At 70.0% G+C, this 16,334-nt stretch carries 17 protein-coding genes and 1 tRNA gene; 11 read left to right on the plus strand and 7 right to left on the minus strand.

The genetic code is table 11. From position 1 onward, the window contains the following. The first annotated feature begins 116 nt into the window (after positions 1 to 116). Together AC1D1T_RS20890 and AC1D1T_RS20895 are read left to right on the plus strand one after the other, a co-directional pair. On the plus strand, positions 117 to 1,058 hold the full coding sequence (locus tag AC1D1T_RS20890) for a response regulator (RefSeq protein ID WP_477992418.1): 942 nt from the start codon (positions 117 to 119) through the stop codon (positions 1,056 to 1,058). 26 nt (positions 1,059 to 1,084) lie between these two features. Then, on the plus strand, positions 1,085 to 1,873 hold the full coding sequence (locus AC1D1T_RS20895) for an NUDIX hydrolase (protein ID WP_047503318.1): 789 nt from the start codon (positions 1,085 to 1,087) through the stop codon (positions 1,871 to 1,873). Here the strand turns inward: AC1D1T_RS20895 and AC1D1T_RS20900 are convergent. After that, positions 1,870 to 3,537 carry a Na/Pi cotransporter family protein gene (locus AC1D1T_RS20900; RefSeq protein ID WP_047503315.1) on the minus strand — a complete coding sequence of 556 codons (1,668 nt, stop codon included), beginning with the start codon at positions 3,535 to 3,537 and terminating at the stop codon, positions 1,870 to 1,872. The two genes, AC1D1T_RS20895 and AC1D1T_RS20900, sit on opposite strands and share 4 nt — an antisense overlap. 84 nt (positions 3,538 to 3,621) lie before the next feature. On the opposite strand from AC1D1T_RS20900, the gene AC1D1T_RS20905 reads away from it, so the two are divergent. Next, positions 3,622 to 5,190 carry an ABC transporter substrate-binding protein gene (locus AC1D1T_RS20905; protein WP_477992419.1) on the plus strand — a complete coding sequence of 523 codons (1,569 nt, stop codon included), beginning with the start codon at positions 3,622 to 3,624 and terminating at the stop codon, positions 5,188 to 5,190. Here AC1D1T_RS20905 and AC1D1T_RS20910 read toward each other — a convergent pair. After that, on the minus strand, positions 5,187 to 6,002 hold the full coding sequence (locus tag AC1D1T_RS20910; protein ID WP_465115057.1) for an IclR family transcriptional regulator: 816 nt from the start codon (positions 6,000 to 6,002) through the stop codon (positions 5,187 to 5,189). The genes AC1D1T_RS20905 and AC1D1T_RS20910 overlap by 4 nt on opposite strands. Positions 6,003 to 6,197: 195 nt before the next feature. Here AC1D1T_RS20910 and AC1D1T_RS20915 point away from each other — a divergent pair, with 195 nt between their 5' ends. The 6 genes from AC1D1T_RS20915 (at position 6,198) to AC1D1T_RS20940 (ending at position 10,693) form a co-directional block, all read left to right on the plus strand. After that, on the plus strand, positions 6,198 to 6,548 hold the full coding sequence (locus tag AC1D1T_RS20915; RefSeq protein ID WP_477826279.1) for a hypothetical protein: 351 nt from the start codon (positions 6,198 to 6,200) through the stop codon (positions 6,546 to 6,548). A 63-nt stretch (positions 6,549 to 6,611) separates the two neighbouring features. Continuing rightward, the gene (locus tag AC1D1T_RS20920; protein ID WP_465115054.1) at positions 6,612 to 7,388 is read left to right on the plus strand and encodes an ABC transporter substrate-binding protein; all 777 of its coding nucleotides are present in this window, start codon (positions 6,612 to 6,614) and stop codon (positions 7,386 to 7,388) included. Next, positions 7,388 to 8,077, plus strand: a complete 690-nt coding sequence (locus AC1D1T_RS20925; RefSeq protein ID WP_477992420.1) for an ABC transporter permease — start codon at positions 7,388 to 7,390, stop codon at positions 8,075 to 8,077. Before AC1D1T_RS20920 ends, AC1D1T_RS20925 begins: the two co-directional genes overlap by 1 nt. Before the next feature lie 10 nt (positions 8,078 to 8,087). After that, the gene (locus AC1D1T_RS20930; RefSeq protein ID WP_477826281.1) at positions 8,088 to 8,777 is read left to right on the plus strand and encodes an ABC transporter permease; all 690 of its coding nucleotides are present in this window, start codon (positions 8,088 to 8,090) and stop codon (positions 8,775 to 8,777) included. A gap of 18 nt (positions 8,778 to 8,795) precedes the next feature. Continuing rightward, complete coding sequence (locus AC1D1T_RS20935; protein WP_477992421.1) at positions 8,796 to 9,914, plus strand: succinylglutamate desuccinylase/aspartoacylase family protein; 1,119 nt, start codon at positions 8,796 to 8,798, stop codon at positions 9,912 to 9,914. A gap of 14 nt (positions 9,915 to 9,928) precedes the next feature. Then, a complete protein-coding gene (locus tag AC1D1T_RS20940; protein ID WP_477827394.1) occupies positions 9,929 to 10,693 on the plus strand; it encodes an ABC transporter ATP-binding protein in 765 nt (254 codons plus the stop codon). Here the strand turns inward: AC1D1T_RS20940 and asd are convergent. Next, a complete protein-coding gene (gene asd, locus AC1D1T_RS20945; RefSeq protein ID WP_477827392.1) occupies positions 10,676 to 11,527 on the minus strand; it encodes an archaetidylserine decarboxylase in 852 nt (283 codons plus the stop codon). The genes AC1D1T_RS20940 and asd overlap by 18 nt on opposite strands. Positions 11,528 to 11,594: 67 nt before the next feature. Continuing rightward, complete coding sequence (locus AC1D1T_RS20950; protein ID WP_477827391.1) at positions 11,595 to 12,503, minus strand: dienelactone hydrolase family protein; 909 nt, start codon at positions 12,501 to 12,503, stop codon at positions 11,595 to 11,597. A gap of 191 nt (positions 12,504 to 12,694) precedes the next feature. On the opposite strand from AC1D1T_RS20950, the gene AC1D1T_RS20955 reads away from it, so the two are divergent. Further along, positions 12,695 to 13,540, plus strand: a complete 846-nt coding sequence (locus AC1D1T_RS20955; protein WP_477838820.1) for a lipase family protein — start codon at positions 12,695 to 12,697, stop codon at positions 13,538 to 13,540. Positions 13,541 to 13,544: 4 nt separating this feature from the next. Here AC1D1T_RS20955 and AC1D1T_RS20960 read toward each other — a convergent pair whose 3' ends face one another. From AC1D1T_RS20960 to AC1D1T_RS20970, 3 genes are all read right to left on the minus strand, one after another. After that, positions 13,545 to 14,432, minus strand: coding sequence for an ion transporter (locus AC1D1T_RS20960; protein WP_477827472.1), 888 nt, complete (start codon positions 14,430 to 14,432; stop codon positions 13,545 to 13,547). Between the two features lie 11 nt (positions 14,433 to 14,443). Further along, positions 14,444 to 15,442 carry a Gfo/Idh/MocA family protein gene (locus tag AC1D1T_RS20965; RefSeq protein ID WP_477827473.1) on the minus strand — a complete coding sequence of 333 codons (999 nt, stop codon included), beginning with the start codon at positions 15,440 to 15,442 and terminating at the stop codon, positions 14,444 to 14,446. Between the two features lie 73 nt (positions 15,443 to 15,515). Continuing rightward, positions 15,516 to 15,977: a GNAT family N-acetyltransferase gene (locus AC1D1T_RS20970; RefSeq protein WP_477827474.1), complete on the minus strand. Its 462-nt coding sequence runs from the start codon at positions 15,975 to 15,977 to the stop codon at positions 15,516 to 15,518. An 80-nt stretch (positions 15,978 to 16,057) separates the two neighbouring features. On the opposite strand from AC1D1T_RS20970, the gene AC1D1T_RS20975 reads away from it, so the two are divergent. Next, positions 16,058 to 16,133, plus strand: a tRNA-Ala gene (locus AC1D1T_RS20975). Positions 16,134 to 16,334: the final 201 nt, after the last annotated feature.

Raw genomic sequence — 16,334 nt, forward strand, 5'->3', positions numbered from 1 at the left:
GGCACCGTGTTCTCGATCCTGCTGCCGCTGCGCCCGCGCGAACCCGGCACGTCCGGCGAACCGCTGCCGCTGGCGGCCTGACCCGCCCACCCATCCCACCCGACGGAGCCCGCCACGTGACAGCACCGCAGAAAGCCCGCATCCTGTTCGTCGACGACGAGGAACGCATCATCAACCTGCTGCGGGTGATGTTCCGCAGCACCTACGAGGTCTTCACGGCATCGAGCGGCGCGCAGGCGCTGGAGATCCTGCATCGTGAACGCATCGACGTGATCGTCAGCGACCAGCGCATGCCCGGCATGACCGGCGTGCAGCTGCTCGCCAAGGTGGGCAGCACGTGGCCCGGCACGGTGCGCGTGCTGTTGACCGGCTATGCCGACCAGTCGGCCATCGTCGGCTCGGTCAATGAAGGCCAGATCTTCCGCTACGTCACCAAGCCCTGGGACCAGGACGCGTTCCGCGTGACCCTCGCCGAGGCGGCCGAGATCGGCCAGATGCAATCGCGGCCGGCCCCCATCGTCACGCCATCGGGCTCGGCGGCGCGCGCCGCATCGCGGCCCGCTGCGGGCGTGCTGCTGCTCGACGACAACGAAGCCGATTGCGCGCTGATCCGTGAGGCGCTGGGCACCCAGTTCACGGTGCACCGCGCCGATACCGTGGCCTGCGCGCTGCAATTGCTGGCGCGCCACGCCATCGGCGTGATGGTGTGCGAATCGCGCGTCGGCGGCGCCGACACCGGCCAGCTGCTGCATACGCTGAAGACCCACTTCCCGGCACTGATCACCGTGATGCTGACGCATCACACCGATGCGGACGAGGTGGTGCGCCTGATCAACCAGGCCCGCATCTTCCGCTTCGCCAGCAAGCCGATCCGCCCGGCGGCGCTGAGCCTGGCAGTGACGGCGGCGATGAAGGAGCACCATCGCTGCCTGGGCGACGCACGCCATGTCGCACTGCACCGCACGATGCGCGTTCCCGGGCTCGACACGCCGGTGGCCAGCGGCATCCTGCAGGGATTGAAGGCGATCACCGCGCGCTGGCGGCTGTTCTCGGCCTGAGGCGCCGCGATACCATCGCGGCCACGATGGATGACATTCCCGACTGGCTGCACCACCTGAACACCCTGGCCGACCAGCCCCCGCTGCTGCTGCGCGAGCGGCTGTGGCTGCAGGCCACCGATGCGGTGATCGGCTCGATCGAGCCGCTGCTCGCCCGCCACATGGCCGAAGCCGACCTGCCGATGCGCCCGCGCGCCGGCGGCTGGCAGGTCGAAGGCCCGCCCGACGCGGCGCTGGCAGTGATCGCCCACTGGCTGCACGAGCATCAGCTGGGCGGTGCCTGGCGCAACGAGCTGCTGGTGGTGGCGAACGAACACGGCGAGCGGCAGGCGCTGATCGAGCGCGCCGCGGTGCGCCCGCTGGGCATTGCCACCGTCGCGGTGCACCTGGTGGGCCACACCGGCGATGGCCGCGTCTGGGTGCAGCAGCGCGCTTTCGACAAGGCGACCGACCCCGGCCAGTGGGACACGCTGTCGGGCGGGATGCTGTCGGCGAGCGAGACCGTCGCCTCCGCCCTGCACCGCGAGACCTGGGAGGAAGCCGGGCTGGAGGTGGCGACGATGCGCAACGTGCGCGCGCTCGGCCACCAGTGGGTGCGCCGCCCGGTCGACAGGAACGGCTACATGGTCGAGCGCATCGAGATGTTCGAGGGCGAGCTGCTGCCGGATCTGGATCCCGACAACCAGGATGGCGAGGTCGAGGGGTTCGACTGCGTGCCGGCCGAGCAGCTGCTGGAGAGCGTGAAGGCCGGCGTCTTCACGCTCGAGGCGGCCCTGGTGCACGCGCACTGGCTGCGCCGCCACCAGTATTTCTAGGACTCGTCGGAAGACAGCGCCGACAGCTGCGAATGCCGGATGCGCGTCTGCGACAGCGCGCCGGCCGATTCGAGGATCGGGTAGGCGATCGAGCAGATGTGCGAGTTGATGCGCTTCAGGTCGCTGATCAGGTCGATGTGCAGCGAGCTGGTCTCGATGCTCTGCGCCGTGTTCTCCTGCAGCCGTGCGATGTGGCTGGCGGCGTATTCATGCTCCAGGTCGCGGAAGCGCGCCTTCTCTTCGAGCAGCCGCTTCGCATCGCGCACATGGCCGTCGAGGAAGACGCTCATGCCCAGCCGCAGGTTGGCCATCAGCCGCTCGTGCAGGTGCACGATCTCGGCCATGCCGGCATCGGAGAAGCTGCGGTTCTTGCGCACCTTCTTGTCCTCGATGTCCTGCAGCACGCGCTCGATGATGTCGCCGATCTGTTCCATGTTGATGGTGAACGAGACGATGTCGGTCCAGCGCCGGCTCTCGCGCTCGGAGAGCGCCGCCCGCGAGATCTGGGTCAGGTAGAACTTGATCGCCGAGTACAGCTCGTCGACCACGTCGTCCATCTTGCGCAGCTGCTCGGCGAGCGCCAGGTCGTTGTAGCGGATCACCGGCAGGATGCCCCGCAGCATCGTCTCGACCACGTCGGCCTGGTGCAGCGCCTCGCGCGCCGCGCAGGCGATCGCCACCGACGGCGAGCTCAGCGCCAGCGGGTCGAGGTGGCGCGGCCGGTCGGTGCCGAGCGCGCGCGGCTGCGGCAGGTGGCGGTCGAGCAGGCGCCCGACCAGCGGCGTGAACGGGATGAAGAGCACCGAGCGCGCGACGTTGAACGCGAGGTGGAAGACCACCACCTGCTGCAGCACGGTCGGCACGTAGTCCTGCAGCAGGATGTGGGCCTGCGGCAGCAGCGGCACCATCGCGAGGCAGCCGGCCAGCTTGAACAGGAAGTTGCCGAGCGGCATGCGGCGCGACTGCACCGAGCCGCGCGCGGTGGCCAGCAGCGGCAGCGCGCCGGTGCCGAGGTTGGCGCCCAGCACCAGCCCGAGCGCCACCGGTGTCGGCAGCAGCCCGGCGTTGGCGAGCATCGCGACCAGCAGCACGGTGGCGAGGCTGGAGTACGAGACGACGGCCAGCAGCGCGCCGATCGTGATCTCGAGCATCACGTCGTTGGGCAGGCTGACCAGCATCGCTCGCACCGCGGGCGAGCGCGTCAGCGGCTCGGTGGCGGCGACGATCAGCTGCAGCGCGAGCGTGATCAGCCCGAGCCCGATCACGACGCGGCCGACCCGGCCGATGCTGCGGTCTTCCTGCGACAGGAACATCACGACGCCGGCGAAGATCAGCAGCGGCGAGATCCACGACAGGTCGAACGACAGCAGCACCGACATCAGCGCGGTGCCGATGTCGGCGCCCAGCATCACGGCCAGCGCGGCGCCGGTGTCCATCAGGCCCTTGCCGACGAACGAGGTGACGATCAGGCTGGTGGCGGTGCTCGACTGCACCAGCGCGGTGACGCCGATGCCGGCCAGCAACGCGCCCAGGCGGTTGCGCACGCTGCGCGAGATCACGGCCCGCAGGTTCTCGCCGAACACCCGCAGCATGCCGACCCGCACGATGTGCGTGCCCCAGACGAGCAGGGAGATGGCGGCGAGCAGGTTCAGCAGGTGTTGCATGTTCTGCCGTTGTAACCCAGATTCGGGCCTGTCTTTGCGATCATCCAGGCATCCAACTGCGGGGGAAGGCTCATGGGACGGAACATGTGGCGGTGGCGCGCGGCGATCGCCGGTGTGTGGATGGTCTGCGCTGCGGGGGTGGCGTCGTCGGCCAGCCTGCAGGTGGCCAGCGGCTTCGACCCGCAGACGATGGACCCGCATGGGCTCGCGCTGCTGTACCACTCGCGGGTCGTCACGCAGGTGTACGAGTCGCTGGTCGGGCGCGACGAGCAGTTCCGGCTCGAGCCGGCGCTCGCGCTGTCGTGGCAGGCGCTGAACGACAGGACCTGGCGCTTCCGGCTGCGGCCCGGCGTGGTGTTCCACGACGGCACGCCGATGAGCGCCGACGACGTGATCTTCTCGATCGACCGGGCGCGCCAGCCGCCGTCGCAGCGCGCCTTCCAGCTCAGCGCCGTGGCCGAGGTCCGCAAGGTCGACGCGCTGACGGTCGATTTCGTGTTGAGTTCGCCCGACGCGGTGTTTCCCGAGAAGTTGCCGTTCATCGGCATCATGAGCAAGGCCTGGGCCAGCAGGCACGGCGTCGAGCGGGCGCAGGACTTCAACGGCAAGCAGGAGACCTTCGCGGTGCGCAATGCCAACGGCACCGGGCCGTTCCGGCTCGATCGCTACGAGCCGGACGTGCGCGTGGTGCTGAAGGCGAACGCGCAATGGTGGGGCCGCGGCGACAAGCGCAACGGCAACCTCGACGAGGTGACGTTCCTGCCGATCCGCCAGGAGGCGACGCGGCTCGCGGCGCTGAGCTCCGGCGAGGTCGACCTGGTGCTGGACCCGCCGTTCCAGGACGTGGCGCGCCTGAAGACCGACCCGGGCCTGGCGGTGTTGCAGGTCGCCGACCTGGGCCAGCAGTACCTCGCGTTCGACCAGTCGCGCGAGCAGCTGCTCGATGCCGACGTGAAGGGCCGCAACCCGTTCAAGGACCGGCGGGTGCGCCAGGCGGTCTACCAGGCGATCAACGTCGACCTGATCGTCGGCAAGGTGCTGCGCGGGCAGGGCACGCCGACCGGGGCCTTCCTGTCGCCGATGGTCGACGGCTCGCTGGGCGAGCTCGACAAGCGGCTGCCCTACGACCCGGCGGCCGCGAAGAAGCTGCTCGCGCAGGCCGGCTACCCGGACGGCTTTGCGGTGACGCTCGACTGCGTGAACATCGCCTGGCGCGAGAACGTCTGCCAGGCTGCCACCGCGATGCTGGCGCAGGTGGGCATCCGCACGACGCTGCGCTCGTCGGCGACCAACCAGTTCTTCCCGAAGCTGAGCCAGGCCACCGGCAGCTTCGTCGAGTTCGGCTGGACGCCGACCACCGATGCGTGGGCCACGCTGAACGCGCTGTTCCACAGCTTCGGCAAGGGCGGGGCGGGTACCTTCAACGTCGGGCGCTACAGCAACCCGGCGCTGGACACGCTGATCGACAGCATCCGCGTCGAGCCCGACCTGATGCGCCGGCGCGCGATGGTCGGTGTCGCGCTGCGGCTGATCGCCGAAGACCTGCCCTACGTGCCGCTGTACCGGCGCACGCTGAGCTGGGCGATGCAGAAGAAGGTCAAGGCGGTGCAGTGGCCGGATGACATCCTGGCTTTGCGCTGGGTGCGCAACTAGGTCTTCATCTGCAGCAACCGCGAGATCGTGTCCGCCGCCTCCAGCAGCTTCGGCAGGAACACCTCCAGCATGTGCCCCGGCGGCGTGCGGTTCACCTGGCCGCTGATGTTCAGCGCGGCGATCGCGCGGCCGGAGCGGTCGCGGATCGGTGCCGACATCGACACCAGCCCTTCCTCCAGCTCCTGGCTGACGAGGCTCCAGCCCTGGCGCCGCACCTGCGCGATCAACCCCTTCAGGCGCTGCGGATCGGTCTCGGTGTGCGGCGTGCGGGCGGTGAGCGTCATCGCGTCGATGCGCTGGTCGAGCTCGTCCGGCGCCAGCCCCGCCAGCAGCGTGCGGCCCATCGAGGTGCAGTAGGCCGGCAGCCGGCTGCCGATGCCCAGGTTGATGCTCATGATCTTGTGCGTCGGCACGCGCAGCACGTAGACGATGTCGCCGCCCTCCAGCACCGCCGCCGAGCTCGATTCCTTCACCTGCTCGACCAGCGCCTCCATCACCGGCTCGGCCAGGTTCCACAGCGGCAGCGACGACAGGTAGGCGAAGCCGAGGTCGAGGATCTTCGGCGTCAGCCGGAACTGCCGGCCCTGGCTCTCGACGTAACCCAGGCCTTCCAGCGTCAGCAGGATGCGGCGTGCGCCGGCGCGCGTCAGGCCGGTGCGCTGCGCGACCTCGCTGAGCGTCTGCTGCGGCGCCTTCGCGCTGAAGGACCGGATGACGCTCAGGCCGCGTGCGAACGACTGCACGTAGGTGTCGCCGGGGCGGGGTTTGTCGGACGCTGGGGCAGGGGGGGTGTCGTCGTCGGGCGAGGTCATCGGTGCAGTCTAGCGCCGGGCTTTGCGTGCTCTTTCCATCAATCTGTATGAGATCGATTGCGACGGCAGATGTCGCGCACATCACGCGCTGTGGCATCAGGGTTTCACCGGGTAAAGCCCGCTGGCGCAAGGGAACGGCGGTGGCCGGCAGGCGACCCAAGAAGCACCTCTCCACCCCCTGCGAAAGGATGTCCCATGAGATCCCTGATGATCCTCACCGTCGCCGCGCTCGCCACGCAGGGCGCTGCCTTTGCCGCCGTGTCTTCCGGYCCCACCAGTCCCGATGCCGCCTACGTCGAACGCATGCACCTGATCGGCCGCACCCCCGAGCCCGGCGAACAGGCCGTGCCGCTGCCGCCCGAGACCGCGGCGCAGACCGCCGCCGAGCGGCAGCAGGACTACCTGGAGCGCATGGCGCTGATCGGCCGCACGCCGGAGGCCGCCGAGGTGGCGGCCGCTGCGGCGCCCGGCCATGAACTGATGACCGCGGCGCCGAGCTTCGAAGAACGGATGAAGCTGATCGGTCTCTCCCCCTACCCGCAGTGATGCCGGGGCGCGGTATGGTTCGGGACTTGCAATGCAGTCCCGAATCCCCTGCCGGAGCCCCCGATGAAACGATTCCTCCCCTTGATGCTGCTGCTCGCCACGCTGTCTGGCATGCCGGGCGCGCAGGCGGCCGACCTGTCGAAGCTGCGCGTCGGCGTCGAAGGCGCCTATCCGCCGTTCAGCACCGTCGGCCCCGACGGCAAGCTGCAGGGCTTCGACATCGACATCGCGAACGCGCTGTGCACCGAAATGAAGGCCCGCTGCACGCTGGTGCAGCAGGAGTTCGACGGCCTGGTCCCGTCGCTGCAGTCGCGCAAGTTCGACCTGGTGGTCGCGTCGATGGCGATCACGCCCGAGCGCCTGAAGGTGGTCGCGTTCACCGACAAGTACTACAACAGCGCGAACAAGCTGATCGCGAAGACCGGCTCGCCGATCGACGGCACGCCGGCGCGCTTCAAGGGCACGCGCATCGGCGTGCAGCGCACCACCATCAACGACCGCTACGTCACCGCCAAGTTCACCGAGGCGACCATCGTGCGCTACGCGAGCCAGGACGAGGTCTACCTCGATCTCGCGGCCGGCCGCATCGATGCGACGATGGTCGACGGCATCGCCGGTGACATCGGCTTCCTGAAGACGCCGGCCGGCAAGGGCTTCGGCTTCGTCGGGCCCGACTACCGGGACCCGGAGTACTTCGGCGCCGGTGCCGGCATCGCATTGCGCCAGGGCGACACAGAGCTGCGTGACCGGCTGAACGCCGCGATCAAGGCGATCCGCGCGAACGGCACCTACCAGAAGCTCGCGGCGAAGTACTTCAACTACGACATCTTCGGCCAGTGATGCTGCACGGCTACCTGCCGAGCCTGCTGGAGGGGCTGCGCCTGACGCTGGGCGTGGCCGTTGCGTCGCTGGCCGTCGCGGTGCTGCTGGGCCTGGCGGGTGCGGCGGCGAAGCTGTCGGGCTCGGCGTTCTGGCGGCGCGCCGCGACCGTCTACACGACGCTGATCCGCGGCGTGCCCGACCTGGTGCTGATGCTGCTGGTCTTCTACGGCGGCCAGCTCGCGGTGAACGAGATCGCACCGCACCTGGGCGTCGACGAGTACGTCGACATCGACCCGTTCATCGCCGGCGTCGCGACGCTCGGCTTCATCTTCGGCGCCTACCTGACCGAGACCTTCCGCGGCGCGATCCTCGCGATCCCGCACGGCCAGGCCGAGGCCGGGCGGGCCTTTGGCATGACGCCGCTGCAGGTGTTCCGGCGCATCGTGCTGCCGCAGATGCTGCGACTCGCGTTGCCCGGCTTCGCGAACAACTGGCTGGTGCTGGTGAAGTCGACCGCGCTCGTGTCGGTGATCGGGCTGACCGACATGATGCAGAAGGCGGGCCAGGCCGCCGGCGCGACACGCGAGCCGTTCACCTTCTACCTGGCCGCGGCCGCCGGCTACCTGCTGATCACGACGGCCTCGGTGCTCGCGCTGCGCGCGCTGGAAAAGCGCTGGTCGCCGGGCGTGCCGGCCGTCTCGTTGTGAAGGCCGCGCCTTGAGCTTCGAGGCCATCGTCGACAACCTGCCGCTGTACCTGTCCGGTGCGTGGACGACGCTGCGGCTGCTGGCGATGTCGCTGGCGCTCGGCCTGCTGGGCGCGATCCCGCTCGGCGTGATGCGCGCCTCGAGCCGGCGCTGCTGGTGGATGCCGGTGTGGTGCTTCACCTTCGTGGTCCGCGGCACGCCGCTGCTGGTGCAGCTGTTCCTGCTGTACTACGGCCTCGCGCAGTTCGAGGCGGTGCGCGCGAGCCTGCTGTGGCCGCTGCTGGCGAGCGCCTGGTTCTGTGCGGTGGCGGCGTTCGCGATCAACACCTGCGCGTACACCACCGAGATCATCGCCGGCGCGATCCGCACGACGCCGCCGGGCGAGATCGAGGCGGCGCGCAGCGTCGGCATGCCCTGGCTGCTGATGGTGCGGCGCATCCTGCTGCCGTCGGCGCTGCGGCGGGCGCTGCCGGGCTACGGCAACGAGGTGGTGCTGATGCTGCACGCCACATCGCTCGCAAGCATCGTCACGCTGCTCGACCTGACCGGCGTCGCGCGCGACGTCAACTCGCGCTTCTTCCTGCCGTTCCCGGCCTTCATCACCGCGGCGCTGTTCTACCTGGCGATCACGTTCGCGCTGGTGGCGCTGTTCCGGCGTGCCGAGGCCCGCTGGGCGCGCCACCTCCAACCCCGTTCCTGACGTTCAACCCACCCCCCGATGCAAACCCGACACCACCCGCTGCACGGCGGCTCGCTGCTGACCCGGCGCGAGATCGTCAGCTTCCACTACGGCCCGCGGGACAGCGGCCGCAAGGTCTATGTGCAGGCCTCGCTGCATGCCGACGAGCTGCCCGGCATGCTGCTCGCCCATCACCTGCGCCTGCGGCTGGCGCAGCTCGAGAGCGAGGGCCGCCTGCGCGCCGAGGTCATCGTCGTGCCGGTGGCCAACCCGATCGGGCTCGACCAGCAACTGCTGCGCATGCCGATCGGCCGCTTCGAGCTCGGCAGCGGCGAGAACTTCAACCGGCACTACCCGGCGCTGTTCGAGCCGGTGCGCGCGCGCATCGAGGCGCTGCTGGGCGCCGACCCCGCCGCCAACGCGCAACGGGTACGCGAGGCGCTGCGCGAGGTGGTGCAGGCGCTGCCCGAGACCCATGAGCTGATGAGCCAGCGCAAGACGCTGATGGGGCTGGCCTGCGATGCCGAGGTGGTGCTCGACCTGCATTGCGACAGCGAATCGGTGGCCCACCTCTACACCGGCACGCCGCTGTGGCCCGAGGTCGAGCCGCTCGCACGCTGCCTGGGCGCGCAGGCCTCGCTGCTGGCGCTGGAGTCGGGCGACAACCCGTTCGACGAGGCGTGCTCGCAGACCTGGTGGCAGCTCGCGGCGCATTTCAGCGACAGGCGCCCGGTGCCGCTCGGCTGCGTATCGGTCACGGTGGAACTGCGTGGCGAGACCAGCGTGACGCATCCGCAGGCGGCGGCCGATGCGGCGGCGCTGCTCGACTTCCTGACGCTGCGCGGCCTGGTCGATGGCCCGGTGCCCACGCTGCCGCCGCTGTTGTTCCCGGCCACGCCCTTGTCGGGCACCGAGGTGGTGTCCGCGCCGGCCAGCGGCGTGGTCGCGTACCACCGCGAGCCCGGCGAGGTGGTGCGCGCCGGCGACCTGATCGCCGACGTGATCGACCCGATCAGCGGCGAGGTGCATCCGCTGCACACCCGCACCGACGGCCTGTTCTTCGCGCGCGATCGGGTGCGCTATGCCATCGCAGGAAGGCCATTGTTCAAGGTCGCAGGCACCACGCCGATCCGCAGCGGCAAGCTGTCGAGTGACTGATGACAGACCACCGGATGGTGCAACTGCAGGTCGACGACCTGCACAAGAAGTTCGGCGCCGTCGAGGTGCTGAAGGGCGTCTCGCTGGCGGCGAGCCAGGGCGACGTGATCAGCATCATCGGCTCGTCCGGCTCCGGCAAGAGCACGCTGCTGCGCTGCATCAACCTGCTGGAGCAGCCCGATGCGGGGCGCATCACGCTCGCGGGCGAGGCGATCGCGCTGAAGCCGGGCCGCGACGGCCGCCTGCAGGCCACCGATGCGAAGCAGCTGCAACGGCTGCGCAGCAAGCTCGCGATGGTGTTCCAGCACTTCAACCTGTGGGCGCACATGACGGCGCTCGAGAACGTGATCGAAGCCCCGGTCCACGTGCTCGGCGTGCCGAAGGCGCAGGCCGTGGAGCGCGCCGAGGCGCTGCTCGCGCGCGTCGGCGTGCTGCACCGCAAGAGCCTCTATCCGTCGCAGCTGTCGGGCGGCGAGCAGCAGCGCGTCGCGATCGCGCGGGCGCTCGCGATGGAGCCGCAGGTGATGCTGTTCGACGAGCCGACCTCGGCGCTCGACCCGGAACTCGTCGGCGAGGTGCTGAAGGTGATGCGCGAGCTGGCCGGCGAGGGGCGCACGATGATCGTCGTCACCCACGAGATGGCGTTCGCGGCCGAGGTGTCGCGGCACCTGGTGTTCCTGCACCAGGGCGTGGTCGAGGAGGAGGGCGATCCGCGCGAGGTGCTGGGGCACCCGCGCAGCGAGCGCCTGCGCGCGTTCCTGTCAGGCGGACTGAAGTGAGGCCATCGCCTCGCCGAGACGGATCGGCCGGGCCGCTTCCCACGTCGGGTTGAAGGCCAGCGGCCCGGCCGGGAACAGCATCACGACCGTCGAGCCGAGCAGGAAGCGGCCCATCTCGTCGCCCTGCTTCAGCGTGACCGGCGCGTCGTCGTAGCGCCATTCGCGCAGCGCGCCGGTGCGCGGCGGGTTGACCACGCCGTGCCACACCGTCGCCATGCTGCCGACGATGGTGGCGCCGACCAGCGCCAGCACGAACGGCCCGCGCGGGCCGTCGAACACGCAGACCACGCGTTCGTTGCGCGCGAACAGCCCCGGCACGCCGCGCGCAGTGGTCGGGTTGACCGAGAACAGCGCGCCCGGCACGTGGATCATGCGGCGCAGCCGGCCGTCGCAGGGCATGTGGATGCGGTGGTAGTCGCGCGGGCTCAGGTAGAGCGTCGCGAAGTGGCCGTCGTCGAACTGCCTCGCAAGCGTTGCATCGCCGCCGACCATCGCCGCCGTGCTGTAGCGGTGGCCCTTGGCCTGGAAGATCTGGTCGCGCTCGATGCGGCCGAACTGGCTGATCGCGCCGTCCACCGGGCAGATCAGGTCGGCCGGCGCGAGCGGGCGCGCGCCGGGCTTCAGCGCGCGCGTGAAGAACTCGTTGAAGCTCGGGTAGGCGGCGATGTCGGGGTCGGCGGCCTCGGCCATGTCGACGCCGTAGCGCTTGACGAACCAACGGATCAGCCGCGTGGTCGAGGCGCCCCCGCGGGCCGACGCGATGCGGCCGGCCAGCAGCGTCAGCGCTTGCTTGGGGAGGAGGTATTGCGGGAGGACTGCGAGACGATCCGACACGTTGAGGGGCGCGAGGCTGGGCGAAGCTGCGCAGTGTAGCCACGCCGCCGGGCGCGCCCCCCGAGGATCATCCCGCAGTGCGCAGCTGGGTGTTGAAGAACGCGATCGTGCGCGTCCAGGCCTGCTTGGCGGCCGCGTCGTCGTAGCGCGGCGTCGTGTCGTTGTTGAAGCCGTGCTGGGTGCCGGGGTACTTGTAGGCGTCGAACTTCACCTTGGCGGCCTTCAGCGCGGCCTCGTACGGCGGCCAGGCGGCGTTGATGCGCTCGTCGTTGTCGGCGAAGAACAGCAGCAGCGGCGCCTTGATGCCGGCCACCTTGTCGAGCGCCGGCGCATTGCCGTAGAACGGCACGCCGGCCGCCAGCTCGGGCACGCGCGTGGCCAGCAGGTTGACGACGCCGCCGCCGTAGCAGAAGCCGACCGCGCCGAGCTTGCCGTTGCCCAGCGGGTGGGCGCGCAGGTAGTTGGCGGCGGCGATGAAGTCCTCCTGCGTCTTGGCCTGGTCGAGCTTGCCGAACAGCTCGCGGGCCTTGTCCTCGTCGCCGGGGTAGCCGCCAAGCGGGAACAGCGCGTCGGGGGCGAACGCGATGAAGTTCTCGAGCGCGAGGCGGCGCGTGATGTCCTCGATGTGCGGGTTCAGGCCGCGGTTCTCGTGCACCACCAGCACCAGCGGCAGCTTGCCGGAGACGCGCGCCGGCTTCACCAGGTAGCCGCGCACCTTGCCGTAGCCGAGCGGCGACGGGATCTCGACCGATTCGGCCGCGATGCGCGGGTCGGTCTTCGGCACCTGCTCGGCGGCGGCGAACTTCGGGCTCAGCGCCTCGAGCAGGCCGGCGGCCGTGAGGCCGCCGACGGCGTACTTGCGGGCGCCGTCGAGGAAGCCGCGGCGGTCGATCTGGCCGTGCACGTACTTGTCGAACAGGCGCAGCACCTCGGGATCGAAGTCGCTCGCGGTCTGGCGGGGCTTGTCTTGGGCCATCGGGTTGTCCTCTCTGGTGATGAACACGGAAGGGTCTGAGCCGCGGAGTTGAGCCGCAAACGGCGTGCCTGTCACTTGCAGGGGGATTGCCACCGTACAGAACTCAGGTTTTGCGCGCGCATCGCACGGCTGAAACATGCATCGGCCCGCGTGGCCCGCAGAATGCGCGATCCCTGCTTCTGCCGCGCCCCGTGATCGCCTACGACCCCAGCCGCACCGCCCTGTACTCGCCCGAGCGGGCGCCCACGCTGTTCACGCCCGATGCGCAGCCGACCCTGCTGCAATTGGCCACCGAGGCCGCGCGCCTGGCCTACGTGCGTGCCGAGGGCTCGAAGACCGAGGCCGAGCGGCTGGCCGCCGCGCTGGCGCGGGCCGGTTTCGACGCGCCGCGGCTGTTCGCCGATGCCGGCAGCGGCTCGCAGGCCTTCGGGGCGCTGCGGCCGTCCGACGGGCTGGTGCTGGTGGCCTTCCGCGGCACGCAGCCGGACGAGCTGGCCGATCTCGCGAACGACCTGAATGCGCTGACGACGCCGTGGCCGGAGGCGAGCGGGCGGGTGCATGTGGGCTTTGCCGGTGCGGCGCGCACGCTGCTGCCGCGCATCGGCCACTGGCTGGATGGGGATGCGAAACCGCGCAACGGGCTGCTGCTGACCGGGCACAGCCTGGGCGCGGCGCTCGCGACGCTGGCGGCCTCGGTGTGGCACGAGGGAACGCTGGTCACGCTCGGTTCCCCGCGCGTCGGCGATGCGGTGTTTGCGGCAGGGCTGCGCAATCCGCAGCGCATCCGGCTCGTCAACTGCTGCGATCTGGTCACCGACCTGCCGCCGAGCCTGCGCACCTACACGCACGTGACGCCGGCCAGCTACATCACGAGCGCCGGCGAGCTGGTCGAGCGGCCCGATTCAACGCGCGTCGACGACGACCGCATGCGTGCCCGCACCGCCTACTTCGGCGAGCACGCCGGCAGGCCCGGTGCGGTGCTGCTGCGCGACCTGGCGGACCATGCGCCGATCAACTATGCGCGGGCGTTCTTCTGAGCAGTCAGGATCGCGCGTCGGGCAGCGGGGCACCGCAATCGCTGCAGTAGCGTGCGCTGGCGGCATGGCCCTCGGTCAGGCAGGCGGGGCAGGTCCGCGTGGTGGGCGCCGGCTGGCCCCGGAACCGCAGCGCCGTGAACTCGGCGCTGACGATGCCGGTCGGCACCGCGAGCGTGCCCCAGCCGACCAGCATCATGAACGACGCGATGAAGCGCCCGAGCCCGGTCTTCGGCGTGATGTCGCCGAAGCCGACGGTGGTCATCGTCGAGATCGCCCAGTAGACCGACACCGGGATGTTGTCGAAGCCGTTGCCGGGCCCCTCGACCGCATACATCAGGCTGCCCATCACCACCGTGACCAGCAGCACGAAGCTCAGGAACACCAGGATCTTGCGGCGGCTGGCCATCAGCGCCTCGCCGAGCGCGCGGTACTCGGCGATGTAGGCCGCCAGCTTCAGGATGCGGAACAGCCGCAGCAGGCGCAGCGCCCGCACGTCGATCAGCGCATGCAGGCCGGGCACCACCAGCGCGGCCCAGGTCGGCAGCACCGCCAGCAGGTCGATGATGCCGAACACGCTGCCGGCATAGCGCCCGGGACGCTGCACGCAGGCGAGCCGCGCCAGGTACTCGAGGCTGAACAGCACCGTGAACACCCACTCGAGCACCGAGAAGACCTCGCCCCAGCGTGCATGCACCGATGCGAAGCTGTCGAGCATCACGACCACCACGCTCGCGAGGATCAGCCACACCAGCACCAGGTCGAACAGCCGGCCGCTGCGGGTGTCGGCCTCGAAGATCACCGTGAACAGCCGCAGGCGCCAGCCGCCGAGCGGGCGGCCGAAGCGTTCGGCGGGCTCGGTGGGCTGGGCGGGGGCAGCCGGCGGGGCGGGCATCAGGTCTCTTGTCAGACCGCCTCCCAGCGCTCGCTGCGCTCGGAGCGGAACAGCGCGTCGATCACCCGCATGTTGGTGATCGCGTCGTCGACGCCGTAGGGCAGCGTGATCTCGCCGCGCACCGCGCGCGAGAACGCATCGCCCTGCAGCGTGTACTGGTCGGCCTCGGGGAGGGTTTCGGTCTCGATGGCCGAGCCGTCGAGCGCGCGGCCGCTGTCGATGAAGATCTTCGTGCGGCCGCCGAGCGGCGCATTGAACGGGATCTGGATCTCGATGCGCCCGGTGGTGCCGACCACCTGCACGCGCTGGTACGGCACGCTCTGCGTCGACACCGTGAAATCGAGGTGGCGGCCGCCGCCGAAGTCGGCGAGCGCGCTGCAGCTGCGGTCGGTGTGGAAGTTCGGGTCGCGGTCGACCAGCGCGATCACGCGCTTCGGGTCGGCCTCGAACATGAAGCGGCCGGCGACGATCGCGTAGCAGCCGATGTCGTACAGCGCGCCGCCGCCGATGTCGGCCATGTTGCGGATGTTGGCGGGGTCGTCGTTGAAGTACGAGAAGAACACCTGCACCTGGCGCACGCTGCCGATGCGGCCGGCGCGCAGCAACTCGCGCACGCGCAGCCACTGCGGGTGGTAGCGCACCATGAAGGCCTCGCTGACGAGCACCTTGTCGGCGACGGTGCGCAGCTCGGCGGCCTCTTGCGCGGTGATCGACACCGGCTTCTCGCACAGCACATGCTTGCCGGCGCGCGCGGCCTGCAGTGTCAGCGGGATGTGCAGGTGGTTGGGCAGCGGGTTGTAGACGGCCTCGATCTCGGGGTCGGCGAGCATCTCCTCGTAGGAGCCGTACGCCTTGGCCAGGCCGAGCTTGTCGGCGGCCCGCTGCGCTGGTTCGAGCGAGCGCGATGCGATGCCGCGCACGTCGCAGAAGGCGCTCTTCTGCATGCCGGGGATGACTTTCTCGAGCCCGATCTTCGCGGTGCTGAGCACCCCCCACACGACCTTCTTCATGCTGCCTCCGAAAATGATGCCGGCGCAGACTTTAGTCCGCGCGGGCGGGTTCGGGAACAGGCCGGCGCAGAAATCAGCTGCGCAGGTCGCGGCGCATGCGGACGGCGTCTTCGACGTCTTCGTAGTAGCCCGAGACGATGCCGGTCTCGCGGAAGCCGTGGTGCTTGTAGAACGAGCGGGCCTGCGTGTTGCTGGCGCGCGCCTCGACGCGGACCACGGCAATGCCCGCGGCGCGGGTGGTGGCATCGAGCCAGGCCATCAGCGACGAGCCGATGTGGCGGTGGCGCTGCGTGGCCGCGACGGCAAGCAGCAGCAGGTGGGCTTCCTCGTCGTCGTATTTCATGATCGCGAAGCCGTGCAGCACGCCTTGCTCGTGGCCGACGATCACGTTGGTGCTGCGGTCGCGCAGGCTGCGGCGCACGCGCTGCGGCGTCCAGCGCCAGGGCAGGCCATGCTCGATGGCCTCGCGCGACAGCGCGGCGATCGCGTGCGCGTCTTCGGGCAGGGCGAGTCGGATCTCGACGGGGGCGGGCATGGCGCGCAGCTTAAGCGCTCCGGCCCCCCGATCCGGCGGGGCAAGCACGCCGATTTTTTTGATAGACTGGCGCCCTTGTTGGGGGGGTAGCTCAGCTGGGAGAGCGTCGCGTTCGCAATGMGAAGGTCGGGAGTTCGATCCTCCTCCTCTCCACCAACAGATTCGGCCTCAGAGGGAAACCTCTGGGGCCTTTGTCTTTCAAGGGCTTGTTCCCGTTCGTCTTCCCGGAAACCTTCCCAGGCACCAAGGGTAGGTCCAGGTGGCCCGTTTCGGGGCTGCCCCCTTCAGGGCGTCGTGCAGGTGTAGTTCGCTGCCAACCTGGCGGCTGCTGCGTCATTGGCCGGGCCGGTGTAGCGA

The organism is Rhizobacter sp. P2_H3 (genome assembly GCF_056403355.1).

Excerpts from the sequence above, each read along its gene's own strand:
- AC1D1T_RS20895 (WP_047503318.1), top strand. The coding sequence starts at position 1,085 with ATGGATGACATTCCCGACTGGCTGCACCACCTGAACACCCTGGCCGAC.
- AC1D1T_RS20900 (WP_047503315.1), bottom strand. The coding sequence starts at position 3,537 with ATGCAACACCTGCTGAACCTGCTCGCCGCCATCTCCCTGCTCGTCTGG.
- AC1D1T_RS20905 (WP_477992419.1), top strand. The coding sequence starts at position 3,622 with ATGTGGCGGTGGCGCGCGGCGATCGCCGGTGTGTGGATGGTCTGCGCT.
- AC1D1T_RS20910 (WP_465115057.1), bottom strand. The coding sequence starts at position 6,002 with ATGACCTCGCCCGACGACGACACCCCCCCTGCCCCAGCGTCCGACAAA.
- AC1D1T_RS20920 (WP_465115054.1), top strand. The coding sequence starts at position 6,612 with ATGAAACGATTCCTCCCCTTGATGCTGCTGCTCGCCACGCTGTCTGGC.
- AC1D1T_RS20925 (WP_477992420.1), top strand. The coding sequence starts at position 7,388 with ATGCTGCACGGCTACCTGCCGAGCCTGCTGGAGGGGCTGCGCCTGACG.
- AC1D1T_RS20935 (WP_477992421.1), top strand. The coding sequence starts at position 8,796 with ATGCAAACCCGACACCACCCGCTGCACGGCGGCTCGCTGCTGACCCGG.
- AC1D1T_RS20940 (WP_477827394.1), top strand. The coding sequence starts at position 9,929 with ATGGTGCAACTGCAGGTCGACGACCTGCACAAGAAGTTCGGCGCCGTC.
- AC1D1T_RS20950 (WP_477827391.1), bottom strand. The coding sequence starts at position 12,503 with ATGGCCCAAGACAAGCCCCGCCAGACCGCGAGCGACTTCGATCCCGAG.
- AC1D1T_RS20960 (WP_477827472.1), bottom strand. The coding sequence starts at position 14,432 with ATGCCCGCCCCGCCGGCTGCCCCCGCCCAGCCCACCGAGCCCGCCGAA.
- AC1D1T_RS20965 (WP_477827473.1), bottom strand. The coding sequence starts at position 15,442 with ATGAAGAAGGTCGTGTGGGGGGTGCTCAGCACCGCGAAGATCGGGCTC.
- AC1D1T_RS20970 (WP_477827474.1), bottom strand. The coding sequence starts at position 15,977 with ATGCCCGCCCCCGTCGAGATCCGACTCGCCCTGCCCGAAGACGCGCAC.